At 41.7% G+C, this 24,678-nt stretch carries 28 protein-coding genes, 1 tRNA gene and 1 other annotated feature; of the genes, 18 read left to right on the top strand and 11 right to left on the bottom strand.

Going from position 1 to position 24,678, the window contains the following annotated elements; genetic code table 11:
- Window positions 1–2: 2 nt before the first annotated feature.
- The 8 genes from IGJ44_RS14955 to upp all read left to right on the top strand — a co-directional run bounded on the left by IGJ44_RS14955 (window position 3) and on the right by upp (window position 7,131).
- Window positions 3–392, top strand: coding sequence for a GNAT family N-acetyltransferase (locus IGJ44_RS14955; protein ID WP_254777455.1), 390 nt, complete (start codon window positions 3–5; stop codon window positions 390–392).
- A gap of 100 nt (window positions 393–492) precedes the next feature.
- Window positions 493–1,074 carry a GNAT family N-acetyltransferase gene (locus IGJ44_RS14950; RefSeq protein ID WP_430605906.1) on the top strand — a complete coding sequence of 194 codons (582 nt, stop codon included), beginning with the start codon at window positions 493–495 and terminating at the stop codon, window positions 1,072–1,074.
- Between the two features lie 136 nt (window positions 1,075–1,210).
- On the top strand, window positions 1,211–1,795 hold the full coding sequence (locus IGJ44_RS14945; protein ID WP_005227882.1) for a thymidine kinase: 585 nt from the start codon (window positions 1,211–1,213) through the stop codon (window positions 1,793–1,795).
- A gap of 3 nt (window positions 1,796–1,798) precedes the next feature.
- Window positions 1,799–2,872, top strand: coding sequence for a peptide chain release factor 1 (prfA, locus tag IGJ44_RS14940; RefSeq protein WP_005227884.1), 1,074 nt, complete (start codon window positions 1,799–1,801; stop codon window positions 2,870–2,872).
- Window positions 2,865–3,722, top strand: coding sequence for a peptide chain release factor N(5)-glutamine methyltransferase (prmC, locus tag IGJ44_RS14935; RefSeq protein ID WP_167827308.1), 858 nt, complete (start codon window positions 2,865–2,867; stop codon window positions 3,720–3,722). Before prfA ends, prmC begins: the two co-directional genes overlap by 8 nt.
- A gap of 176 nt (window positions 3,723–3,898) precedes the next feature.
- A complete protein-coding gene (locus tag IGJ44_RS14930; protein WP_349707984.1) occupies window positions 3,899–4,927 on the top strand; it encodes an L-threonylcarbamoyladenylate synthase in 1,029 nt (342 codons plus the stop codon).
- An 81-nt stretch (window positions 4,928–5,008) separates the two neighbouring features.
- Window positions 5,009–6,253, top strand: coding sequence for a serine hydroxymethyltransferase (gene glyA / locus IGJ44_RS14925; protein WP_005227890.1), 1,245 nt, complete (start codon window positions 5,009–5,011; stop codon window positions 6,251–6,253).
- A gap of 248 nt (window positions 6,254–6,501) precedes the next feature.
- Entirely contained in the window at window positions 6,502–7,131 is a 630-nt protein-coding gene (gene upp / locus IGJ44_RS14920) for a uracil phosphoribosyltransferase (RefSeq protein ID WP_005227894.1), read from the top strand.
- A 174-nt stretch (window positions 7,132–7,305) separates the two neighbouring features.
- Here the strand turns inward: upp and IGJ44_RS14915 are convergent, their stop codons facing one another.
- Window positions 7,306–7,542, bottom strand: a complete 237-nt coding sequence (locus IGJ44_RS14915; protein ID WP_005227896.1) for a hypothetical protein — start codon at window positions 7,540–7,542, stop codon at window positions 7,306–7,308.
- Window positions 7,543–7,668: 126 nt separating this feature from the next.
- On the opposite strand from IGJ44_RS14915, the gene IGJ44_RS14910 reads away from it, so the two are divergent.
- Window positions 7,669–7,741: transfer RNA gene (locus tag IGJ44_RS14910), tRNA-Thr, on the top strand.
- 102 nt (window positions 7,742–7,843) lie between these two features.
- Here IGJ44_RS14910 and IGJ44_RS14905 read toward each other — a convergent pair.
- Genes IGJ44_RS14905 through IGJ44_RS14875 form a run of 7 tightly spaced genes read right to left on the bottom strand, consistent with a single transcriptional unit; the run spans window position 7,844 to window position 13,971 of the window.
- Window positions 7,844–8,359: a YjbQ family protein gene (locus IGJ44_RS14905; protein ID WP_005227898.1), complete on the bottom strand. Its 516-nt coding sequence runs from the start codon at window positions 8,357–8,359 to the stop codon at window positions 7,844–7,846.
- Between the two features lie 4 nt (window positions 8,360–8,363).
- Entirely contained in the window at window positions 8,364–9,056 is a 693-nt protein-coding gene (locus IGJ44_RS14900; RefSeq protein WP_015510444.1) for a triose-phosphate isomerase, read from the bottom strand.
- A complete protein-coding gene (locus IGJ44_RS14895) occupies window positions 9,056–9,904 on the bottom strand; it encodes a class II fructose-bisphosphate aldolase (protein ID WP_074536141.1) in 849 nt (282 codons plus the stop codon). The genes IGJ44_RS14900 and IGJ44_RS14895 overlap by 1 nt, the downstream gene beginning before the upstream one ends.
- Before the next feature lie 12 nt (window positions 9,905–9,916).
- On the bottom strand, window positions 9,917–10,201 hold the full coding sequence (locus IGJ44_RS14890; protein ID WP_015510443.1) for a PTS sugar transporter subunit IIB: 285 nt from the start codon (window positions 10,199–10,201) through the stop codon (window positions 9,917–9,919).
- Window positions 10,202–10,216: 15 nt separating this feature from the next.
- On the bottom strand, window positions 10,217–11,554 hold the full coding sequence (locus IGJ44_RS14885; RefSeq protein ID WP_074536139.1) for a PTS galactitol transporter subunit IIC: 1,338 nt from the start codon (window positions 11,552–11,554) through the stop codon (window positions 10,217–10,219).
- A 15-nt stretch (window positions 11,555–11,569) separates the two neighbouring features.
- The gene (locus tag IGJ44_RS14880; RefSeq protein ID WP_005233600.1) at window positions 11,570–12,025 is read right to left on the bottom strand and encodes a PTS sugar transporter subunit IIA; all 456 of its coding nucleotides are present in this window, start codon (window positions 12,023–12,025) and stop codon (window positions 11,570–11,572) included.
- Window positions 12,026–12,027: 2 nt separating this feature from the next.
- Window positions 12,028–13,971: a BglG family transcription antiterminator gene (locus tag IGJ44_RS14875; RefSeq protein ID WP_074536137.1), complete on the bottom strand. Its 1,944-nt coding sequence runs from the start codon at window positions 13,969–13,971 to the stop codon at window positions 12,028–12,030.
- 453 nt (window positions 13,972–14,424) lie between these two features.
- Between IGJ44_RS14875 and IGJ44_RS14870 the strand changes: the two genes are divergently transcribed.
- From IGJ44_RS14870 to IGJ44_RS14845, 6 genes are all read left to right on the top strand, one after another.
- Window positions 14,425–15,609 carry an FtsW/RodA/SpoVE family cell cycle protein gene (locus tag IGJ44_RS14870; RefSeq protein WP_010749084.1) on the top strand — a complete coding sequence of 395 codons (1,185 nt, stop codon included), beginning with the start codon at window positions 14,425–14,427 and terminating at the stop codon, window positions 15,607–15,609.
- Window positions 15,610–15,618: 9 nt separating this feature from the next.
- Window positions 15,619–15,996 (top strand): arsenate reductase family protein, encoded by a 378-nt coding sequence (locus IGJ44_RS14865; protein ID WP_010749085.1) that lies wholly within the window; start codon window positions 15,619–15,621, stop codon window positions 15,994–15,996.
- Window positions 15,978–16,316 carry a glycine cleavage system protein H gene (locus IGJ44_RS14860; protein WP_010749086.1) on the top strand — a complete coding sequence of 113 codons (339 nt, stop codon included), beginning with the start codon at window positions 15,978–15,980 and terminating at the stop codon, window positions 16,314–16,316. Before IGJ44_RS14865 ends, IGJ44_RS14860 begins: the two co-directional genes overlap by 19 nt.
- Before the next feature lie 77 nt (window positions 16,317–16,393).
- Window positions 16,394–16,643 (top strand) — a binding site (T-box leader).
- Window positions 16,644–16,714: 71 nt separating this feature from the next.
- Window positions 16,715–17,749, top strand: a complete 1,035-nt coding sequence (locus IGJ44_RS14855) for a methionine ABC transporter ATP-binding protein (RefSeq protein WP_005227918.1) — start codon at window positions 16,715–16,717, stop codon at window positions 17,747–17,749.
- Window positions 17,742–18,428, top strand: coding sequence for a methionine ABC transporter permease (locus IGJ44_RS14850; protein WP_005227919.1), 687 nt, complete (start codon window positions 17,742–17,744; stop codon window positions 18,426–18,428). Before IGJ44_RS14855 ends, IGJ44_RS14850 begins: the two co-directional genes overlap by 8 nt.
- 44 nt (window positions 18,429–18,472) lie before the next feature.
- Complete coding sequence (locus IGJ44_RS14845; protein WP_010749087.1) at window positions 18,473–19,327, top strand: MetQ/NlpA family ABC transporter substrate-binding protein; 855 nt, start codon at window positions 18,473–18,475, stop codon at window positions 19,325–19,327.
- 38 nt (window positions 19,328–19,365) lie between these two features.
- Here the strand turns inward: IGJ44_RS14845 and IGJ44_RS14840 are convergent, their stop codons facing one another.
- From IGJ44_RS14840 to IGJ44_RS14830, 3 genes are all read right to left on the bottom strand, one after another.
- Window positions 19,366–20,412 carry a helix-turn-helix domain-containing protein gene (locus IGJ44_RS14840; protein ID WP_074536135.1) on the bottom strand — a complete coding sequence of 349 codons (1,047 nt, stop codon included), beginning with the start codon at window positions 20,410–20,412 and terminating at the stop codon, window positions 19,366–19,368.
- Between the two features lie 248 nt (window positions 20,413–20,660).
- On the bottom strand, window positions 20,661–20,978 hold the full coding sequence (locus tag IGJ44_RS14835) for a DUF960 domain-containing protein (protein WP_005227922.1): 318 nt from the start codon (window positions 20,976–20,978) through the stop codon (window positions 20,661–20,663).
- A gap of 316 nt (window positions 20,979–21,294) precedes the next feature.
- Complete coding sequence (locus IGJ44_RS14830; RefSeq protein ID WP_015510436.1) at window positions 21,295–21,909, bottom strand: 50S ribosomal protein L25/general stress protein Ctc; 615 nt, start codon at window positions 21,907–21,909, stop codon at window positions 21,295–21,297.
- Between the two features lie 300 nt (window positions 21,910–22,209).
- Between IGJ44_RS14830 and IGJ44_RS14825 the strand changes: the two genes are divergently transcribed.
- The 3 genes from IGJ44_RS14825 (at window position 22,210) to udk (ending at window position 24,331) form a co-directional block, all read left to right on the top strand.
- A complete protein-coding gene (locus tag IGJ44_RS14825) occupies window positions 22,210–22,926 on the top strand; it encodes a 16S rRNA pseudouridine(516) synthase (RefSeq protein ID WP_074536133.1) in 717 nt (238 codons plus the stop codon).
- A 14-nt stretch (window positions 22,927–22,940) separates the two neighbouring features.
- Window positions 22,941–23,624: a YjjG family noncanonical pyrimidine nucleotidase gene (locus tag IGJ44_RS14820; protein ID WP_074536131.1), complete on the top strand. Its 684-nt coding sequence runs from the start codon at window positions 22,941–22,943 to the stop codon at window positions 23,622–23,624.
- Between the two features lie 83 nt (window positions 23,625–23,707).
- Window positions 23,708–24,331, top strand: a complete 624-nt coding sequence (gene udk / locus IGJ44_RS14815) for a uridine kinase (protein WP_005227927.1) — start codon at window positions 23,708–23,710, stop codon at window positions 24,329–24,331.
- Window positions 24,332–24,678: the final 347 nt, after the last annotated feature.

Genomic DNA, 24,678 nt, shown 5'->3' with positions numbered 1-24,678 from the left:
CTGTGGCGCTAGTCATTGAACAAGGAAACGAGCAAGAATTGGCTGCTTTAGAATCAGCGTTAACAGCGTATACAAAGCACCAAAAACCATTTACGCAAACAGAAACCTATCAGAGCTTCAGTTGTGTAATCAAAAAAGAGGGGATGGTGATTGCTGGTGGCATTGCCTATGCCTCGATGTATCACATCGGTTATCTTGACACCCTGTGGGTCAAAGCATCCGAGCGGGGGAAAGGGTATGGTAAGCAGATTCTTACTGCTCTTGAACAGCAGTTGAAAGCATTAGCTGTGAAAATTGTCAGACGGCAACCTTTGATTTTCAAGCGCCAGATTTTTATCAGCGATTGGGCTATGATGAAATTGGGAGAATCGCCCATACGCAAAATCAGCTAACAGAAATTTTTCTAGTAAAGAAATTACATGATTGACTCCAAATTGATTCTCAAATAAACCTTTGAACAAGGAAAAAAACAATGAAAGAGAGGCACAACCAATGTTAGATAAATCAATTCCATATGCAGAAATCTGGATGAAACGAGCGCACAAAAGGACACCGATCCAGCCTGTTCAATCCGATAACTATTCATTACGCAGCTACCAAGCAGGAGACGAAAGGCACTGGGCACGGATTGAAACATCCGTCGGAGAGTTTGACAATGAGGCAGAGGCATTGGCGTATTTTGAAAAGGAATTTATGCCCGAGCAAGCACAGCTAGGCCAACGAATGTTTTTTGCCCTTGATCAATCAGGTACACCGGTCGGTACGGCTACCGCTTGGAAAAAAGCCAAGCAAGACGGCACACCGGTTCCACTAGTCCATTGGGTAGCAGTAATGCCGCAAGCTCAACGTCAAGGGATCGCTCGCGGCTTGGTCACGCAAGTCGTTTCTGTCTTGGAGGCAGCCAACGAACCGATGTATCTTCATACGCAAACCTGGAGCCACGCAGCAATCACGCTGTATCAGCAGCTTGGTTTTGTGATCATTGCAACGGATATCAATGGGAATGAAAATCCAGAATATTCGCTGGCTTGTCAAGTATTGGCAGAAGTTGCTCAAAAAGCCAGAAACGAGTAAGAGATGGCGGCGGCAAAAAATCCGTTAATTTTTCGTAAAACTCTTGCGTAAAAGGCGGCAGGTGTCGAATTTAAGTCTGTAAAAATTCTCCTTTTTCAAGTATAATACCAAAGGAGTATGAGGAAGGATGGGCGAGATGGCACAGCTTTTTTTTAAATATGGCGCAATGAATAGTGGGAAAACGATCGAGATATTGAAAGTTGCTCACAACTATGAAGAACAAGACAAACCAGTCGTGATCATGACAAGTGGATTGGACACCAGAAGCGGTGTGGGAAATGTTTCGAGCCGCATCGGCTTAGAACGAGACGCGATCCCGATTTTTGATGAAACGGATCTGTTCCATTTGATCAAAGACCTCGGTTATAAACCTTATTGTATTTTGATCGACGAAGCACAGTTCCTAAAGAAGCATCACGTGCTGGCTTTCACCAAAATCGTGGATGAGCTAGGAATCCCTGTGATGGCCTTTGGTTTGAAAAATGATTTCCGCAATGAATTATTTGAAGGCTCAAAATACTTGCTGCTTTACGCAGATAAAATCGAAGAGATGAAAACCATCTGCTGGTTCTGTCATAAAAAAGCAACCATGAACTTGCACTATATCGACGGAAAACCCGTTTACGAGGGCGACCAAGTACAAATCGGCGGTAACGAAGCGTATTATCCTGTTTGCCGCAAACATTACTTTCACCCGGGAATGAAAAAAGAAGGAGAATAATCAATGTACGATCAGTTACAAGCAATCGAAGACCGCTACGAAGAATTAGGCGAATTACTAAGTGATCCAGCCGTGATCTCTGACACCAAACGCTTCATGCAGCTTTCAAAAGAGGAAGCCAATACACGGGAAACGGTGGAAGTCTACCGTCGTTACAAAGAAGTTGTTGAGGGAATCAAGGATACCGAAGAAATGCTTGGGGAAAACCTTGATGCGGAAATGGCAGAGATGGCCAAAGAAGAACTCTCTGACTTGAAAAAAGAAAAAGATGTTTTAGAAGAACGCATCAAAATCTTGTTATTGCCAAAAGATCCGAATGATGACAAAAACATCATCATGGAGATCCGTGGTGCAGCAGGCGGCGATGAAGCAGCCTTATTTGCTGGCGATCTTTTCAATATGTATCAAAAATATGCGGAAAACCAAGGCTGGAAAGTCGAAGTCATGGATGCCAACGTCACTGGGATCGGTGGGTACAAAGAAGTCATCATGATGATCACTGGCGACAACGTCTTTTCAAAATTGAAATATGAGAGCGGCGCCCACCGAGTGCAGCGGGTACCGTCTACCGAATCACAAGGCCGAATCCATACGTCTACGGCAACGGTCGTGGTTATGCCCGAAGCTGAAGAAGTCGAAATCGATATCGCAGACAAAGATATTCGGACCGATATTTACCATGCCTCTGGTGCTGGTGGTCAGCACGTCAACAAAACAGCTTCTGCTGTTCGTCTGACGCACTTGCCAACAGGGATCGCTGTTGCGATGCAAGATGAGCGTTCACAGCTGAAAAACCGTGAGAAAGCGATGAAAGTCTTGCGGGCACGGGTCTATGACCAAATGCAGCAAGAAGCACAAAGTGAATACGATGCAAACCGTAAATCAGCAGTGGGTACCGGCGATCGTTCTGAACGGATTCGCACCTATAACTTCCCGCAAAACCGCGTAACAGATCACCGTATCGGGTTGACTATTCAAAAATTGGATCAAATTTTAGCTGGAAAACTCGATGAAATTGTTGATGCACTGATCGTTTACGATCAAACATCAAAATTAGATGAGATGCAAAATGGCTAAAACCTATCGAGAAGTCCTTTCACGGGCTTCTTCTTTTTTAGAAACGAAAGGGCTGGACGGGTATGCGATCCAATACCTGTTTTTACAGCGAAAAAACTGGCAGCAACTCGATTGGCTGCTGCAGATGGACCAACCCATCTTAAGGGAAGATGAGGCACAGATCGCAGCAGATCTTGAACAGCTGTTGCAGCATGAACCACCGCAATATTTATTAGGGTATGAAGAATTTTATGGGCATCGCTTAAAAGTGACCCCTGCAACCTTGATCCCGCGTCCAGAAACCGAAGAGCTGGTGGAAAAGTGTTTGGCAAAATTACCAGCAGATCAGCCGCTGCGAGTCGTAGACATCGGCACAGGTACTGGAGCAATCGCCATTGCCTTGAAATTAGCACGTCCCCAGTGGGCCGTAAGTGCCTTGGATCTTTCAGCAGAGGCATTAGCCGTTGCTAAAAAAAATGCGGCAACCTTAGACGCAGAGATCCGCTTTTTCCAAGGAGATACCTTAGAACCCGTGGCAGATCAGCAATGGGATCTGATCGTTTCCAACCCGCCGTATATCAGCGCTGAAGAGTGGCCGCTGATGGATATCAGCGTAAGAGAAAAAGAGCCTAAAATGGCGCTTTTTGCTCAAGAACAAGGATTGGCGATCTATAAGCAATTGGCACAGCAAGCACCGAATTGTTTGGCGCCTAACGGGCAAATGGCGCTAGAAATCGGCTTTCAGCAAGGGTTAGCTGTTCAACAGCTTTTTGCAGCCGCTTTTCCCAACAAAGAAGTCACCGTAGTAAAAGATCTGGCGGGTCAAGACCGGATGGTGTTCGTCAGTCATCCACAAGATGTGGATAAATAAATTTTTTTTGCTACAGAAAAATTGCAAAAACCTTATGAAATGAACGACTTCTAAATAAACCGAGTTATAAACAGGGTTATCCACACTTGACAAACGACTTATCCACAAAATGTGGAAAAGAAACGAGAAAATGTTGATAAGTGTGGAAACTTCTCAAAAAAGGATGTGGATAAATTGTGGAAACAAAAATTTTTGATCAAACACAGTTGAACGAAGCCGCAGCTATTTTAGCTGAGGGCGGATTGGTGGCGTTCCCGACGGAAACCGTCTATGGACTAGGGGCTAGCGCGCTTTTGCCCACGGCTGTTGCGCAAGTATATCAAGTCAAAGGGCGACCTAGTGACAACCCTTTGATCGTTCATATTGCCGAGCCAGAGCAGTTGGAACCGTTTGTGGATAACAAGCATCCTTTTGCTGATAAATTGATGGAAACTTTCTGGCCTGGGCCCTTAACCTTGATCTTTTCGATCAAAAAAGACAGTTTACCTAGCATTGTTACTGGCGGCTTATCCACAGCGGCTTTTCGGATGCCAAACAATACCAAGACGTTAGCGTTGATCAAACAAGCCCAGCAGCCATTGGTTGGTCCTAGCGCGAATACATCTGGTAAACCAAGCCCAACATCAGCTGCACATGTTCAGCATGATCTGGCAGGCAAAATCGCTGGCATCTTGGATGATGGGGTGACGCAGATCGGTGTCGAATCAACGGTCTTAGATTTGAGTGACCCAACGGCGCCGCCGATCATCTTACGTCCTGGTGCGATCTCTAAAGAACAGCTTGAAGCAGTTTTACAAACAAAAGTCCTCGTCGATCAGCACTTAGTAACAGAAAGTGAAGTGCCCAAAGCGCCGGGCATGAAATACAAGCACTATGCACCGAATACCAACGTTCTGATGGTCAATGACCAAGATTGGCCGGCAGCCATGGCTTGGGCAAAAGAACAGCAGTTTAAGGTAGGGGTTTTAGCTGGACCAACGATCGCCGAGCAAGTCCGCTTTGAAGCTGCAGCCATCTATTTATTTTTTGATGACAGTGTGGAAGCCGCGACAAAAGGGCTGTTTGCTGGTTTACGGGCGTTAGATGAATCGATTGCTGAGTTAGATGTCTTATTTGCACCCACGTTTCCAGAAAGCGGCTTAGGGGCTGCTTATATGAATCGATTGAAAAAAGCTGCAAATCAAAGTTTCTTTCAAGAAAATTAGCAAAAAACCAGAATTCATTATAGGTAGCTTATGAAGAAATGTGATACAATGCTACCATTAAGGTAAAGGGGTGTTGTAAGCATGGATTATCAAACGTTTGATCCCGAATTGTGGCAAGCGATCGAAAAAGAAACGAATCGTCAACAAAACAATTTGGAATTGATTGCGTCTGAAAATATCGTTTCAGAAGGTGTAATGGCTGCGCAAGGTAGTATTTTGACAAATAAATACGCTGAGGGTTATCCAGGTCGTCGTTACTATGGCGGTTGTGAATTTGTTGATGTGGTAGAAAACTTAGCAATTGAACGGGCGAAAAGTATTTTCGGTGCGGCATATGCCAATGTTCAACCGCATTCTGGTTCTCAAGCCAACACAGCAGCTTATTTAGCGTTGATCGAAACAGGCGATACAGTATTAGGGATGGATCTTTCCGCAGGCGGTCATTTGACTCATGGCTCACCAGTGAATTTCAGCGGCAAGACCTATAATTTTGTTAGTTATGGTGTTGATCCTGCAACAGAAGTCATCGACTACAATGTCGTTCGTATTTTGGCGCGTAAGCATCAACCGAAACTGATCGTTGCCGGTGCCAGTGCTTACTCACGTACGATCGATTTTGCGAAGTTCCGTGAAATCGCTGATGAAGTCGGCGCAAAATTGATGGTGGATATGGCGCATATCGCTGGTTTAGTGGCGGCTGGTCTTCATCCAAACCCAGTTCCTTATGCGGACATCACGACTTCTACGACCCATAAAACATTACGCGGCCCTCGAGGCGGCTTGATTTTAACAAATGATGAAGACTTAGCGAAAAAAATCAATAGTGCCGTTTTCCCTGGTATCCAAGGCGGCCCATTAGAGCACGTGATCGCAGCGAAAGCTGTTGCTTTTAAAGAAGCACAAGATGAGTCGTTCAAAGAGTACTCTGAGCAAGTCATCCGCAATGCACAAGCAATGGCGAAAGTCTTCAACCAAGCACCACAAGCCCGCTTGGTCTCTGGTGCAACAGACAATCACCTATTATTGATCGATGTGCGCGGCTTTGATTTGAACGGCAAAGAAGCAGAAGCTTTGCTGGATCAAGTCAATATCACCGTCAATAAAAACTCGATTCCTTTCGAATCATTAAGTCCTTTCAAAACGAGTGGAATTCGCGTGGGGACACCAGCGATCACTAGTCGCGGCTTTAAAGAAGAAGATTGTGTCGAAGTGGCGAAATTGATCGTCAAAGTTTTAGAAAAACCAAATGATGAAGCCGTTTTGGCAGAAGTCACGGCGCAAGTCAAAGAATTGACGGACAACTATCCACTTTATAAAAATAAATAAAAGGGGACTGTGACAGAAGTTAAGGTCAGACAAGACGTCTCACGCGTTTTTCCTGCGCTACAGCTCTTTGATCACCGAAAGTGAAAAAGGGGCTAGAATGAACGCAGAGGCGTGTTTCATGCCGTCTTGTCTCCTTCCTTCTAACACAATCCTTTTTTTGAGGAAAAGCAGTATTGCCTGTGGCAGATGGTTGTAACAAGAGCCGATTTGCTTTAAAATAAGAGAAAAACCAAAGGAGATTTTTTTAAATGGGTAAATTTCAAGTAATCGATCACCCGCTGATCCAACACAAATTAACAATGATCCGCGACAAGAACTGTGGAACAAAGGTTTTCCGTGAAGTTGTTAATGAAATCGCAATGTTGATGGCGTATGAAGTGTCTCGCGACATGCCGCTTGAAGATCTAGTGATTGAAACACCAATTGAAGAATCAACACAAAAAACACTATCTGGTAAAAAGGTAGCGATCATTCCGATCCTGCGTGCAGGTCTAGGCATGGTTGATGGTATCCTTGAATTGATCCCAGCCGCAAAAGTTGGTCATATCGGGATGTACCGTGATGAAGAAACGCTAGAACCACACGAATACTTCGTAAAATTACCTGAAGATATCGATGAACGTCAATTATTTATCGTTGACCCAATGTTAGCTACGGGCGGTTCAGCGATCATGGCGATCGACGCACTGAAAAAACGCGGCGCTTCAAACATGAAATTCGTCTGCTTAGTTGCTGCACCAGAAGGCGTGAAAGCATTGCAAGATGCCCATCCAGATGTTGACATCTATACTGCAAATCTTGATGAACGCCTAAATGAACACGGCTATATCGTTCCTGGTTTGGGCGATGCCGGTGACCGTCTATTCGGTACAAAATAAATCAATACAAATAAGACAAAGGCAACTGAAGTTTTGCCTCGTCAATGATGCCATGGAAGAAGATCGACAGCCAAAACGGTTTGATCGGTTATCCATGGCTTTTTTTAGCTTTTCATAAAATCAGACAATGAAAAAAGGAGAAAATCAACTGATTTTCTCCTTGCATTAAACGGGTTATAGTTTGGTTAATTGTTTGTAATTGATGATCAATACACCATTACTTTGCGAAACTAATTTCTGGTTTTCTGGGGTTTCGTTCAGCTCGACCACCGCAGAGTTTTTCAACTGCTTTGTGATGGTACCAGTTTGTTTCTTCCCATGGAACGTGAACATGACAGGAGTAGCGACCTCAAACGTTGAACCTTCTTGTGACGGGACAATTGTTGTTTCGAATTTACCAAATGTTGCCATGTAAAAACCTCCTTGATACTTCTATTATATCACAATTTTCGGAAAATTTCAGTAAGTAGATTTTTTTCAGCAGACCTCTTTACAAAACAACCGTTTTTGCATATAATTTTCTTTGTGCCATACAACGCCAGCTTAGCTCAGTTGGTAGAGCAACGCACTCGTAACGCGTAGGTCACAGGTTCGAATCCTGCAGCTGGCATAAGAAATGAAAAACCATGAATCTTCTTTTAGAGGATTCATGGTTTTTCTTTTGCATGCGATAAGTAATCTCAATTTTTTCTGGTTTACCCGGTAACTGTTTTTATTCGCCCATTAGCATTACATGGCATGTCCTATTTCGCACACGATTTTGATCGAAATCAACAAAATAGATATAGCCTACGGAACCGATCTCTAGCTTGCCGTTACTTAAAATAAAGCTTTCGCTTGCACCGAAAAAACTCGAGCGAATATGTGCATCGCCGTTTAAAATCGTTGCTGGATCTGTTGGGTAGTTTGGATCGTCCAGACTCATCAAAAATTCTAAATGCTTTGGTCCAGGATAACGGTAATCGGTATTTTCTGATAACTCACGAGGAATAATCTTATCGAGAATTCGGTTTAAATCAACTTGAAGAAATTCATCTCCGTTAAAGTCTGTATCATGCATGTATTCTTCAAAGATAACCGAACAGGTCGTATGAGGAGACTGTACGAGACAGATTCCATTTGAAATTCCACTTTTTTCAACCATCGTTTTCACTTCTTCTGTGATGTTGTGGTAAGACACTCGATTCCCGTTAGAAGTTAACGTCAGTTGCTCTTTTAAAAATTTCACAGTGTTAATCCTCCTTTTTATACTTCACCGCTTGTTTGATCATTTCTGTAAGGGTTTGAACTGGATCTTCTGCTTGCACAATGCCGCTTGTCCCACCAGTGCCATCAGCCCCTGACGACAAAGCTTTTTCAACATCGACAGCACTAGATATACCAGCTGCCTGCAGAATTAGGATTTCTGGATCAATTTCACGAACAACACGATTTGTTTCCGTCATGTATTGAAGATCACTGGTTTGTCCTGTTCCAATTAGTTCTGTTGGCTCGCAAACCATCACATCGGGTTTTAGGGAAGCTGCGGCTCTTGCTTCAGTCAATGAATTCGCACAAACAATTGTTAAAATTCCCAATTCATTTGAGCGTTGCATCGCTTTAGTCAGTTCTTGCAATGTCATGGGGTGTTCAGCATGGTTTAAAAAGGTAGCTTCAGCACCGGCTTCTGCCACTGCTTCGGGTAAAACATAACCCATTCCTCGACCGATTTCGATTCCGTCTAAATGTTGAACAGTGATGAATAAATGTGTTGTTGCTTGTTTAATTAGAGAAACGTCTGCTTGCTGCACAGTAAATAGAATGTCGATGTCATATAAAGACGACAACTCATCAGCAGCTTTTGCCAATGCCAATGCTTGTTTTCCATAAAGATAGGCTTTGGGATTGACGACAAAGAATGGCGTTCTTAAAGTTCTTTTTTTCATTAGCTTTCTCCTTCACGATAAGATTTGGCATGAAAGACTTTAAAATAGTGCTCGAGTGTCTTGGACATTCCATTGCTTGCTGAGTGAAGTAGATCGAAATAGTCATTTGGTTGATTTTTGTGAATTTCATTCATAGCAGCAGTGACGAAGTCCGTAAAAATATTTATTTTACGGATACCTTCTAAGGCACATTTTTCAAGGTTTTCATCGCCAGAAGAGGATCCGCCATGCAGAACAAGAGGAACATTGACGGCATGGTGTATTTCATTTAAAACGTCAAAATTTATTTTGGGTATCCCTTGATAATGTCCGTGAGAGGTGCCAATAGAAACTGCCAACGAATCAACACCGGTTAATTTGGCAAATGCAACAGCCTCAGAAGGTTCTGTGTAAATAGATTGACTATTTAGGGCTGATTCCAGACTGTTTTCCGACCCAACGTGCCCGATTTCCGCTTCAACAACGACACCATTTTTATGAGCGTAATCGGCGATCTCCTTTGACCGACGGACATTTTCTTCGAATGACTCCTCAGAAGCGTCGATCATTACGGAAGTAAAACCTAAATGAATGGCTCTTTTGATGACCTCTTCATCGGTACCGTGATCTAGGTGCAGAGCGATAGGTGTAGTGCTTTTTTTTGCTAAAAATTTTCCAATCATGGCAGCCTCTTCTAAAGTCAACATGTTCATATGGGATTGAGCGAAGGCCAATATCAAAGGTTTGTTCAAACTTTCAGCAGTTTCCGCGTATGTTCTTGCACTAGTTAAGTCGAAAAAATTTGCTGCGGGTAATGCATAGTTGTGTTTTTCTGCATGTGCGAATAGTTCTTTTGTTGTGACCAACATAGGGCATTCTCCTTACTCTTTGATTTTCTTTTCGATTTCCGCGTACATCTCTTCTGTACCAATCCCTGTTAAGAGCGGTAGCCCCATAATTACACGATCTTTGATTGAGTCTGGAACAACCGTTGTACTCACCACGATGTCATAGTTATCAATTTTATTCATCTCATCTGCCACTTTGGATTGATACAGTTTCACTTGATCAGTTAATCCTTTTTCTTTCAGCCATTCTTTTACTTTATTTGTTACAATTGTTGAAGTTGCAACACCTGTACCACACATAATCAGTAATTTTTTCATTATCATTTCCTCCTATTATTTCGATGTTTGTTTCTTGGGACGAATTTTATTTACATAAATCAATCCAAACAAAACAGAGATGCCAATTATGGCTAAACCGCCCCAGCTTAATATTTTGGTTAAGCCGACATAAAGGAATGTGGTCCATAAACCACCTTCAGCCATAGCAGTGATCATAGAGTTTCCTTGTAGATCAAAGTTTGCGGATCGAGCAGCAGTAGTGACAAGCGGTGCTGCCCACGAAGTAATATATAGAATGCTTACCATATAAATCGTTCCAGCAATTACTGTTCGAATGATGTTTCCTCCAAAAACAGCAGCCATCAAGCAAATCAGAAAGGGAATAGTTGCTAAATCACCAAAAGGCAAGGTCGTATTGCCAGGTAGAACTACGGCTAACAAAATAGTGATCGGAACTAAAAGCAATGAGGAAGAAAGGACAGCTGGATGACCAACCGATAATGCTGCATCCATACCGATGTAAAGCTCTCTTCCAGGAAACCGTTTTTTGACGAATTCATTTGCAGATTCAGAAATAGGCGTTAGACCTTCCATCAGTAAAGCCACCATTTTGGGCATCAAAACCATCACAGCGCCTGTTTGGACGGCTAATTGGCCGACCCCTGCTGTGTCATATCCGGCAAGTATTCCCATGATAAGACCAATCAAAAAGCCCATAACAGTAGAGTCGCCAAAGACACCAAATTTTTTCTGAATGGTTTCTGGATCTGCTTTCCAATCTTTTAGTCCTGGAATACGATCAAAGAGCCAATTCATCGGTAGTGCAAAGATGAATCCTGGTGCGGCGGTACCATGAGGAAAAGTAATATTAGGAAATCCGTAGAACTTATTAATGATCGGACCTAAAATATCTCCCATTAAAAGAATCATCATCAAATAGATGACGGTCGCCGCGATTCCCATTGCAAAATCTCCAGTGAGGGCATAAATCAGAGAAGAGATGAAGGCTGCGTGCCAAATATTCCAAATATCTACATTCAATACTTTAGTCAGCCCTAAAATGATGAGTAGAACATTTAGGACCACACCAATCGGAATCGCAAGACTTCCTAAAATCGTCCCGTAAGAAATTGCCGCTGCGGCAGGCCATCCGACATCAATCGTTGTCAAATTTAATCCTAAACGTTCAACCATATGCTGTGCTGCGGGACCCAAACTGCTGCTTAGAAGGTCAATCACCAAATTCAATCCAACAAACCCAACACCAACAGTTAAGGCTGAAGTAAAGGCTTTGCTAGGTTTTGTCCCCAAAATTATTCCAAAAATAAAAATTAAAATCGGCAAAACAACGATTGAACCTAGATCAACGAACCACTGTAATGCATTTAACATAATTGTTCCTCCTTTTTATTGCAGTCCATTTTTTTCAATAATCGAAAGATACGCTTCTTTAGTCGTTACTGAGGATAGGGCTTCCAAAACCCCGGGTGTTTGAAACATAGAGATAAGATTTTGCAGCATACCCAATTGCTCATGTGGTTCCTTCAGTGCAAGCATGAACAACAGGGATACATCGATTTTCTTTTCTTGTGAACCCATTTCAATAAATGAAAGGGGAGAGGCAAGTGACATAAAAGCGACTTGGGATCGTAAAACAAATTTGCTGTCCGTGTGTGGGATCGCTACCCCAATGCCGTTAATTTTTAAACCTGTAGGAAAGGTTTCTTCTCGCTGTACGATATTTTGATAGAACTGATCATTTACACAATGAGTTTTGATGAGTTCGTCTGCTAATAGTCGAAAAGCTTCCTCTTTTGTTTTAGAATCTTTTTCAAGTAACACGATTTGGTGATCAAAAAACATGATCAATTTCCTCCTCTTAACAATCTTTGATACAGTTCTTCTTGCGTTTGACTATTAACGATCCATTGAATTTCTTCGGCTGAGTTAAACAATCCGTAAATCGAAGCGATCAACTCTTTTGCCTCGATCATGTTTTCTTCAGCAATCGCAAGCAAAACAATTAGTTGGATTTTTGTGTCTCCCCAAGTAATTGGCGCATCGAGGGTGAGAAAAGCAAGTTTTGTTTCTTTCACTGTATGTGGATCAGCATGTGGAATGGCTACTCCCGTCTTTAAGCCAGTGCTTCCTAGTTCCTCTCGTTCAAATAGAGAATGCTTAAATTTTGTTGTAACAAGCTTTTTTTTCAGATAATCATCTGCTAAAAAATCCAGTACATCTTTTTTTGTTCGAAACTTTTTTTTGACAAAAAGGAAAGTAGGATCTAAATATTTTTGTAATAAAGTCGTTTTCTGGTATTTTTTTGAGTAAAAATTTTTCTCATTCTCATTAAGATTAGATATCTTTGCTGAGATTCTTCCTATTTCTTCGGTAGTAGGAAGCGGCGAAATATAAATAACTGGCGGTGCTGTAATGTCCAATGGAATAGTTGATATGATCAGATCAACAGTCTCAAGAGATGTACTGGCCAGTTTACTTAAAGGAATGATCTCCAATACGGTATCAGCAGCGATCGTCTGTTTGATACGGTTAAAAATCAACTCCGATGTAGCAAAACCTGATTGGCAAACAATTAGTATATGGTTAGTAATTTTTATCTTTTCAAAGGCTAACTGAAAATGGATCGTCAGAAAAGAAACTTCGTCTTCTGTTAATAAGATTTGAAAACGCTCCTCTAAATCTCCAATTGCATATTTGGTCAATGTATACATTGTTGAGTATTGTTTTTTGATACTTTTTATCAGTGGGTTTTTCAATAAAATTCCTGTCTTTGATCGATGGATCATGGGAACGATATGAGCCAATAATGTTTGCAGTAATAATTTATCTTGTGTCAGATCTGCGTTTAACATATGTGACATTTTTTGAATAATTTGTTTCGTACAATTTGTGATAGTAGATTCGTGAGGCTCATCCATTTGTCCAAAAGGTTCGATACCGTGTGCTAATAACAGGGAACATACATATTGAATATCTGTATCACTAAATTGAACAGGTAGTTGGTGTTGGATCATTTCAGAAAAATCAACCGCGATCATATAGAATTTCATTCGTCTAAGTTCGTCAAATACTAGATGCTCTTGTTTTTCAATGTGTTTATCTATAAGAAGTCTTGAAAGAAAAATTCGCAATGAAAGCTTCAAGGATTCAATAGAATAATTATTGACTGGATGGCCGATTGTTTGAGTCATATCTGAGACAAATTTCTTCGTTAAATCGAGTACCTTAGAGTCAAAGAGATTGTTGACCAAAAGATTTTCACTGGCTTTGGCGTCGGTATACTGCTCTAAAAAAGATTTGAATACGTTTTGAGTAGCAGATTCAACTGAGGTTAGTTTGAGTCCGCTAGTAGTCATTTTTGTAGATACGTGATGGAATCGACAGAAAGCAACGATTTCATCAACATCTTTCTTTATTGACTGGTTGCTAATATAAAAATATTCAGAGAATTCCTGATAGTGCATTGGCTTTACTGAAAACAGATAGTTAGCGAAAATAAAGATTTTACGATAATTAGGTGAAAATAGTTCGAGTTTAGTCTCTTTTTTTGCTAACAATCGATATCCATTCTGTTTCGCTGATTCAGAACCAGATAAAAAGATTCCTTTTCTTGGTACTTTTTTGATAGCTAGTCCCGAATCTTTTAGTTTCTTTTCTAAAGTCGTTAAATTGTTATAAACTGTTTTTTGGGATACATTTAACTGCTTTTGAAAAAAAGAGGCAGGGCGAAACTCCTTTTGTTCTAATAGCAATTGCAACAGTAGCTGTTCTCGATTACTTAAAATCATTGGTTCACCTCCGGAAGCGCTTCCTTAATTGTATTCTAGTGAAATTATATGGTGGCGTAAATAACATTTCATTACCACATTAATGTGGTAAATACGATTGTCGTATATCAATTTATATTTTGTAAAAAGTAGTCATTTGTTGCTATTTATTTGAAACGGAAACTAGGCGGGGATCTATCATGGAGTTAAAGTTGCTCTATTCTGTTACATAGAGCAAAGATTTATCAAAAATAAAGAAGAATACATAGAATAAGGTATTTGATTAATAAGAAGAATGGACGAATTCAGCGATTATTTCGTTGTAATTCTAAACAATTTTGGATTGTTTTTAACCCTCTTTTCCCGAAAATCATTAAAGTTTCTAAATTTTTTGTGAATGCTCATGGACAATCCTTTCTTTTCTCCTCAATTATCACTATAATGGATAAAGATTCTACAGAAGAGAGTGTGGACATGGAAAATTCACGAATAAAAACGAACGATAATCGAATTGACTACGGTGTGATTCTACCCGTATTTTTATTATGTCTGATTGGTTTGGCGTCCCTGTATGTGGCGCTGACACACGATCCGAATAATCCGAATATGCTGCGAATGTTAGGGTTTCAAGCTTTATGGTATGTGTTAGGCGTTGTTGCCGTGATCATTATCATGCAGATCAAATCAAAATGGCTCTGGAAATTGACGCCCTATATTTATGGGGCTGGGCTAGCCGTTATGTTGGCGCTGCTGAAATTTTACAACCGGACGATGGCTGCCTCGACAGGGTCGAAAAACTGGTTTAGTTTTGGTCCCTTTACCTTGCAACCTTCAGAATTGATGAAGATCGCCTATATCATGATGTTGGCGTTAGTCGTCACGCAGCACAATGTCAAGCATCGGGAACGGGATCTGAAAACAGATGGGTTACTGATTGCAAAAATGTTAGCCGTCACGATCCCAGTCCTGATCCTGATCACCTTACAAAATGACTTTGGTACGATGTTGGTCTTTCTAGCGATTTTCGGTGGGGTCTTCTTGATGTCAGGAATCTCATGGCGAATCATCGTGCCAGTGATTGCGGCATTTGTGATTCTCGGCGGTGGAACGATTTTCTTAGTGACTACCGATGTTGGTCGCGAGTTTCTGTACAATACAGGAATCTTTAAAGAATACCAATTCGCCCGTATCGATTCGTGGCTAGATCCTTTTCATGATACCCAAGGGCAATCCTTCCAATTGGCGTATGCTCTGATGGCGATCGCCTCTGGTGGGATGTTCGGGAAAGGATTTAATGTCAGCGATGTGTATGTACCAGTCCGAGAATCCGATATGATTTTTTCGGTGATCGGTGAGAATTTTGGGTTTATTGGCAGCGCGTTTGTCATTTTATTGTATTTTATTTTGATTTACCGAATGATCCGCGTATGTTTCGATACCAACAATGAATTTTATGCCTACTTGGCAACTGGGATCATTATGATGATTCTCTTCCATGTGTTTGAAAACATTGGCGCAAACATCGGTCTCTTACCGTTGACGGGGATTCCACTGCCGTTTATCAGCCAAGGAGGATCTGCCCTATTAAGCAATATGATTGGGATCGGTTTGATTTTATCGATGCGCTATCAAGCTGAGACCGCACCAAAAACACTTTAAGGAGTTCACATGATTACATTTTATTGGTACCCAAAATGCAGTACATGCCGAAATGCGAAGCGTTGGTTAGAAGAGCACGAGATTCCCTTTGAAGCGATCGATATGGTAGCTACACCGCCTCAACCGGAACAATTGCTGGCTTGGATCCAATCAAGCGAAGCACCGTTAACCCGTTTCTTTAACACAAGCGGCATGAAATACCGTGAATTGCAATTAAAAGAAAAAGTGCCGACCATGACTGCCCAAGACGCAGCCGATGTGCTGGCAACCGATGGTATGTTGATCAAGCGCCCACTGCTGGTTAGCGGCGACCGCTTTTTGATTAATGGATTTAAAGAAAATGAATATGAAGGAGTCTTACTAGAATCATGGAAAAGAAATGCTTAAGAAAAAAAGATAATTTGTGGGTTTTGTTTAACGGGAAAGAATATTGTGTCGGTTTAACAAAAGAAGCGCAAGAAGAACTTGGTGCGGTCACGTTTGCTTCGATTCAAAAAGCAGGAACTGCTTTAAAACAAGGAGAGACCCTTGTTGAGCTAGAAGCGGAAAAAGCAGTCAGTGAATTTCCAAGTCCATTGACGGGCGTGATTTCTTCCGTAAATGAAAAAATTGATCAATCGATTGATACCTTAAATGATGAAGACGAAATGAACGCTTGGCTGGTCAGCTTCAAAGAGGTTGACCCAAGTCAATTTGAAGCCTTGTAAGTCAAAGCTGTAAAAACGACTATTTTTTCAAAAAGAATTGACAGTCGGATAAGACGTTGCTATAATTTGCTCAATAAATGAATGCTTTGAAAAGAAGAGTACATGTTCTTAACGTACACAGAGAGCCCTGTTTGGTGCAAATGGGCAACGGAGAGAGGATGGAAGATGGTCTTTGAGCATGATAGGTGAGTGGAAACAAGCCTATCACGGGAGGCACCCGTTACAGTGCAGCAGTATGCGAAGCAATTCAAGTACTGAGCGAGGCTGTTGATGCGAATTGACAGTAAATCAAGGTGGTAACGCGGAAGTTGTGCTTTCGTCCTTTGTAACAGTATAATGTACAGAGGATGAAAGCTTTTTTTGTGTTTAACCAACCAAAGAGGAAAGATGGGAATAACATGGCATTAATCGAATTGTCGCATGTAAAAAAGTCATTCGGCAAAAAGCAAACGGCTGTCCACGCCGTCAATGATGTTTCACTGCAAGTGGAAAAAGGCGATATCTACGGAATCGTCGGTTACTCTGGTGCTGGGAAAAGTACATTAGTACGTTTGTTGAACGGCTTAGAATTGCCGACAGCAGGAGATGTAGTCATTAACGGTCAAAACATTTTGGCATTGAAAAACAAAGAATTGAGAAACTTCCGCAAAAAAATCGGCATGATTTTTCAGCACTTTAATCTCTTATGGTCTCGAACGGTGGCGGAAAACATTGAATTGCCATTGGAGTTGGCTGGCGTTGAAAAAGCAAAACGCCGTCAACGAGCGCAAGAGCTGATTAAATTAGTTGGGTTGGAAGGACGGGAGAATGCCTATCCGGCACAATTGTCTGGCGGACAAAAGCAAAGAGTCGGGATTGCTCGTGCATTAGCGAATGAACCAGAAATTTTGCTGTGTGATGAAGCAACGAGTGCGTTAGATCCACAAACAACAGAAGAAGTGTTGGATCTCTTGCTTTCCATCAATAAAAAATTGCATTTGACAATCGTCCTGATTACCCATGAAATGAACGTCATTCGCAAAATCTGTAATAAGGTCGCGGTGATGGAGCATGGGCAGATCGTGGAAGAAGGGTCAGTACAATCGGTTTTCCGTAACCCACAGCAGGAAGTGACCAAACGTTTTGTTCAGCAAGATTTGGAGCCAGAAGAAGATGCTGAAGAATTACGGCAAGCCTTCCTACGAGAAAATCCGCAAGGGCATTTAGTGACCTTGACTTTTACACAAGACAACGCCAATGAACCAGTGATTTCACAAGCAATCCGTCGCTTCCAGATCGATGTCAATGTCGTTTACGGAAAGATCCAACAAACCAATGAGGGATCCTTTGGCGGCTTGACGGTTTTATTGACAGGTGAAGCAAGTGAGATCGAAAAAGCGATCGCCTTTTTCAAAGAGCAGCAAGTAGGCGTGGAGGTGATTGAACGTGGATAAGTCATTTGTAGAAACCTATTTTAATTTTGAAAAGGTCGACTGGGCCAATATGCAGCAAGCAACCCTAGACACCTTGTTTATGACTTTCTTCTCCATGGTTTTAGTGGTTGTGATCGGTTTACTTCTAGGATTGGCGCTTTATTCACTAGGGCGTAAACAAACAGCGGGAGCCAACATTTTCTATAACGTGGTTTCCATCATCAGTAACGCCTTTCGTTCAACGCCATTCATGATTTTGATGGTCTTGATCATTCCGTTTACAACATTATTAGTCGGTTCATTCCTAGGGGCAAAAGCAGCGATCCCAGCATTAGTTTTATCGGCGGCACCGTTTTATGCTCGGATGGTGGAAATTGCTTTTCGTGAAGTCAATCCTGGTGTGATTGAAGCAGCGGAAGCGATGGGTGCTAGTTACTGGGAGATCATCTACAAGATCGTGATTCCCGAAAGTGTTCCAGCATTGATTTCAGGACTGACGGTCACAACGATCTCAATGATTGGTTATACTGCCATGGCAGGCGCGATCGGTGCCGGCGGGCTAGGCGCTTTGGCTTGGCAAGAAGGATTTCAACGTGGAAATTACACTGTTACGCTTGTTGCAACAGTGATTATTTTAATTATCGTTTTCATTATCCAAGGAATCGGCGATTTCCTTGCGAAAGCCACCGATAAACGGTAAATGAAACGAAGAACAAAAAGTGGAAAATATGGGAGGAAATGGATATGAAAAAGATTTTTGGTATTGCAACAACCTTATTGTTAACTGCCGCTTTAGCTGCTTGTGGCACAGGCTCAAATTCAGGAAGCTCTGACTCATCTGCGGCTGAGGGAGAATCAACAAAATTAGTGATCGGTGCATCAGTTACGCCTCATGCGGAAATTTTAGAACAAGCCAAACCTTTACTAGCAGAAGAAGGCATTGATCTTGAAATCAAAACCTTCGATGATTATGTGTTGCCAAACAAAGCATTGGAAAATGGCGATATCGATGCCAATTACTTCCAACACATTCCTTACTTGAACAAACAAATCGCAGACAATGGCTATGATTTTGTCAATGCTGGTGCGATCCATATCGAGCCAATGGGGCTTTACTCAAAACGAATCTCTGATATTTCAGAATTAGAAGATGGTGCAACGGTTCTTACTTCCACTTCTGAATCTGACTGGGGTCGTATCCTAACGATTTTACAAGATGCTGACTTGATCACTTTAAAAGACGGCGTTGATACAGAAACGGCAACCTTTGATGATATTGCTGAAAATCCGAAAAACTTAGAATTTAAACATGACGTCGATCCATCTCTTTTGGCGACTGCTTATCAAAACGACGAAGCAGACCTAATCGCCATCAATGCGAACTTCGCATTCGGGATCGATTTGAACCCAGCGGATGATTCTGTTTTATTAGAAGCGGATAATTCGCCTTATGTCAACGTGATCGCTGTCCGCAGTGGTGACGAAGATAGCGACAAAATCAAGAAATTGATCGAAGTGCTGCATTCAGACGAAATCAAAGACTTTGTGGAAGAACAATGGCAAGGTTCAGTGAAAATCGTTGATGCTGACGCTAAATAATTCACTGCCAACTAAATGAACCTCAAAAGAGCGTGTCGCTACTGAAGCGGACGCTCTTTTTTTTTCGGAAAGGCAATGATCGGTTGGAAAAAAGAGAGCTCTTGCCAAATGCATTCATAGAGTAAGGGTAACTCGGGATGCTTTTTTAAGAGTTTTTCGTAATGGGGAAGCTGAGTCAAAAAAGCCTGGACCAAGCGTTGGGAACGTTCAGATAGGCAAGGATTTAGTGGCGGATAGACAAATAAATTGCCTTCCAGTAAGGCGCCCAAAAGATGGGCTTGGAAAATTTTCGACAAAAGCACTTCTAATGGCTGCTGGAGCGGATGCTCCGACAAAATCGGCGTGATGATTCGTCGCAAAAGGAAGGCTTCTTCTGTTGGCACATAAAAAGGTTCCAGTGTTAGCAGCTGTTGCCACAAAAATAAATAGCTGCGTTCACCAACTAAATAAAAACGCGGCACAAAACATGTTGGATAAACTTGCTGAGTAAACGTGGCGGGGGTGTTGGGATAAAAAGCGTTTGCCCGCAACTGATGAATCTGCTTCAGTTCTTGAAACGCTTGATTAGAAGAAAGCGTCGGGCTTGCTAAGAGGGTGAGTCGAAAAATCACATAGCGCAGTTGCCGTTCATTGCCAGTAATCAAAGGAAAACTGCGACGGTCGATCCTTAGATGATAAGGTGCCAAAAAAAAGGAAAAGGACAAAAAGCGCCGATGCAAACTGGAGGGGCTCAGGTAATACCGCTTGTGGAGGTCTGCAAAGGAAATGGTCGGCATTTTTAACAGTAACAAGAGCAACTGATAGTTTGTACTTTTATTAAACAATGCAGCAAGCATTTCTGTATGGGGGAAGTTTTTGCTGGCTAGGGGCTGCTGCAAATCATGAAAGGCACGAATGTGTCCTTGCTGCACATCATAATGGAAGGAAGGGTCCTCGTTTAAACAACTGGACAGTAGCCGACGGATCGTTTTGACGGAAAGATTTTGGTCGGCAGCAGCTTTATTCAAAGGAAGGGGATTTTCGCTCAAGAGCATCGTGGACAGACGCAGCATTTGCATAATATCTTTTTCAAGGATATTTTTCAAAACCAGGCACCTCTTTCAGCTGAATTTTGCAACTGTCCTTATTATAAGGGAACTTCACACGTTATTTTAACACACAAAAAATAGTCAATAAAACGTAATAAAAAACGGGGGATTCATTGGTTGCTTCCTCGAACCCTGTATAATATAGAATTAAATGAGAGGAAGGAATCAAAAAAAACCACCTTTTAAAATAAAAAGGGTGGTTTTTTATGTAAGTAACGTTATAAAAAGAGAAACACGAAGCGCTGTTAACGAGTCTCGCTAGGCAATAAAATCGTTTGCCGCTGCCCATCGTCATACACATAGACTTTTTGGGGATAGAGGTCGGAATAACGGTAAGGCAGATCAACGCCGAGTTCGATTTGACTTTGTGCTTGAGAAAAAAGCAGTGTGACACGACCGTGATTGTTTTGGACTTCAAAGGTGAGCAGATTTGTCAACGGAATAAACCCTTTTAAATCGAGATCGATGATTAACCAAATACTATCGATCAGTTCGCCAGGCAGTGTTTGAACAATCCCGCCAGAAGCGTAGCGGCTGCGGTGATCATCAAATGTTTCAAACATAAAAACCCCTCCTTCAAGTAGGCTTGCCAATAACATCAAATTTGTCTATTTATCATAATGAAGAACCGTCAAAAATGCAACTACTTCTGCTTTTCTTTTTGGTCAGCGACGCATTTTAACTATTTTCTTAAAAATTTGTTGGGCTGGCTGGACCAAGCTTTCCCATGGCGTCTTTCAGTGGAAAATAGTCAGTTGCAGCTCACCAGCTCTTCGTAAGAATGAAAAAGACTCTTAAAGGAAAAGCCCTTCAAGAGTCTTGCATTTCTTAGAAGTGTCTGTTGATTGAAGACGCGATCTTAAGAACGATGTTCTATGATTATTCTTCGTCTTCACCGATAACTGCTGGTTCAGCAGCTTCGCCAGCTTCTTCATCTTCAGTGATTTCTTGTGGTTCAGTAACCGCAACGATTTGTTCTTCTGGATCGGTCACGATCGTGTACTCGTCGTTCTTAGGCAGATCAGCCACTGTTAATGAATCGCCGATCTCTAATGACGTTACATCGATCTCAACACGTTCAGGCAATTTGTCTGGTGTTGCTGATACAACGACTGTATACAAGTTTTGTGCTAGAACACCACCAGCTTTGACACCAGCAGATTCGCCAATTAAGGTTACTTCTGCTTCTACTTCTGTTTCTTCATTCATATCGACAGATAGGAATTCAACGTGGGTTAAATTGCGTGTGAAGGTATCTGATTGATACTCTTTGATCAGTGTATTGACTTTTTTGCCTTCTAAACTGATCGTGATTACGGTATTCAATCCATTTTCACGCAAGATTTTTTCTAATTCTGCTGCATTGACAGCAATCGGTGTGCTTTCTACTTTGTACCCATTGACAATTGCAGGTACTTTTCCTTCGTGGCGCAACTTGTTCCGTAAAGAACGTGGGCGAACTTCTCTTTTCGTAACTTCTAATGATACTGACATAACTCAATTCCTCCTAAAATTTTCTCGTTAATAACGAGATTTTTTAAGCAAATTTTGTTAACTCTGCACATTAAGTGGTACGTGAGTGAAAACACGCAAAAGGGCAGTTGTGTACACAACTGCCCCAGAAAGTTTTGGTTCAACTTTTCTCCACCAGGTCATAACGCTGTGTATGAGAAACTATATTTACTTTACTCTTTAACCTTACGCAAAAAGACAAAGAAAGTCAAATCATTTGAAATCCTGGCAGTTTCCTTTCGCTAGATCCTGAGCTATAATAGCCACTATGGAGAAAAATTTATGCGTTTAGATAAAGTGATCGAGCAACAATTGAATACTTCTCGTAAAGAGATGAAACGGTTGTTTCAGCAAGGAAAAGTCCTCGTGGACCAAAGGATTGAAGGGCGACCTGAGCGCAATGTCGATAGCGCCATCCATCAAATCATCGTTGCGGGTCGTCAGTTGGAGACGCAGGAACGCTATTATATCGTCAACAAGCCCAATGGTGTTGTTACAGCGAATGTTGATCAACAGCACCAGACAGTGATCGATTTGATTGCACCAAGGGACCAGCACCCAGATCTTTATGCCGTCGGTCGATTGGATCGGGACACGGAAGGGTTGGTATTAGTTACGACGAATGGTCAGTTAGGCTATGACTTGCTGCATCCCACGAAAAAGGTGACCAAGCGATATGAAGTGGTGGTCAATGACTTGGTGACTCCTGAAGATGTGGCGGCATTTGCCACAGGGATCACCTTTCATGGTGGTGTCACTTGCAAACCAGCTGCCCTAACGATCATCGATGCCCGAGCGGCTCGTTCCTTTGTTTCGTTAGAAATTGCTGAAGGCAAGTTCCATCAAGTGAAAAAGATGTTTTTAGCCCGAGGGAAAAAAGTCATTCAGCTGAAACGAACAGCGATGGGTTCGCTGGTTCTACCAGATGATTTAGCAGTGGGGAGTTATCGCTCGCTGACGCAAGAAGAATTAAAAGGACTGGCGGCGCATTTCCGCTGAGAAAGAGGGAGAAAATGAAGTATAAAACATTATTATTTGATGTCGATGACACGATCCTCGATTTTCAAGATACCGAAGATCAAGCCTTAAAAGCACTATTTGAAGCTCATGGCTTGGAAATGAACCCAGAGCGCAAACAAAGCTATCAAACGATCAATCATGATTTGTGGCAGCAGTTTGAGCAAGGGAAAATCACGAGAGACCAAGTCATCAATGAGCGTTTCGGTTTGTTTTTTGAAACGCAAGGCATTCAGGTCGATAGTCCAGCAGTTGAATTGGCCTATCGGGAATTTCTAAATGAAGGACATAAACTGTTAGACAACAGTGATGAGATCTTAGCGGAGTTGGCGCAGCATTTTGACCTATACGTGGTGACGAACGGGGTTTCTGAAACCCAATATCGCCGCTTGGAAGATGCCAAATTAAAGCCGTATTTCCGTGATATTTTTGTTTCAGAAGATACAGGGTATCAAAAACCAATGAAAGAATATTTTGACTATGTGTTTGCTCGCATACCAAACGTTAAAAAACAAGAAACAGTCATCATTGGCGATTCACTGACTTCAGATATCTTAGGCGGACAACTGGCAGGGATCGATACGATTTGGTTCAATCCAAAGAAAAAAAACAGTGGTGAGATTCAGCCTACTTATGAGATCGAACGTTTGCAGCAATTACTTCCTTTATTGCAGCACTGATTCTACAGAAACAGTAGTAATTTGCCGAATTTTCGCTATAATAGAACCAGTGTGAATTTTTTAAGATGAAAGAGGTTAATTGAATGACGAATGGCAAGCCCATTATTATTGGTGTGACAGGTGGATCAGGTAGTGGAAAAACAAGCGTGAGTCGGGCGATCTTTAATCATTTCCCCAACCATTCTATTATGATGCTTGAACAAGATTCCTACTATAAAGACCAAAGTGATCTGAGCTTTGAAGAACGGTTGAACACCAACTATGACCATCCTTTTGCATTTGATACTGATTTGTTGATCGATCACTTGCAACAGCTGCTTGCATATCAAACGATCGAAAAACCCGTCTATGATTATGTTGCGCATACCCGCAGCGAAGCAACGATCATTCAAGAACCCAAAGAAGTCATTATCTTGGAAGGGATCTTGATTCTAGAAGATGAGCGATTGCGTAATTTAATGGATATTAAACTTTATGTTGATACAGACGATGATATTCGAATCATTCGCCGAATCAAACGTGACATGGAAGAACGTGGCCGGACATTGGATTCTGTGATCGAACAATACTTGACGGTGGTAAAACCGATGTATCATCAATTCATCGAACCGACCAAACGGTATGCCGATGTCATCGTACCAGAAGGCGGCGAAAACCACGTAGCCATCGATTTGATTACGACCAAAGTAGCGACCTTCTTATCCTAAGTTTTTTTATCCATCAATTGGAATGTTTCTATTTGAAAAGTAACAATTGATTCATGAAAAACTGCTGATAGGCACTCTTTCTTGAGAAATGCTTATCAGCAGTTTTAATTTTATAAAAAACAGTAGTATTCCGACTAAATTTATGGTAAAGTAATCCTCATGCGACGAGTCGAGAAGGTCTAGCATTAGCTGACCAGATTGATAGCAGAGGCACACCGCGTAAGCAACCTACCGGATTTGTAGGGTGTCGGAATATTCCTTTTGTGGAGATAGGGTATTCTACTAGCAATAGTACTGTGAGTGAAGAAAGCTGTGAACATTTTTGTTCACAGCTTTTTTTTTGTTCA

Source organism: Enterococcus sp. DIV1368d, from assembly GCF_050542975.1.
GTDB lineage: Bacteria > Bacillota > Bacilli > Lactobacillales > Enterococcaceae > Enterococcus_D > Enterococcus_D casseliflavus.
The sequence above is the reverse complement of the archived record's forward strand: the minus strand, read 5'-3'. Positions and strand labels throughout refer to the sequence as shown.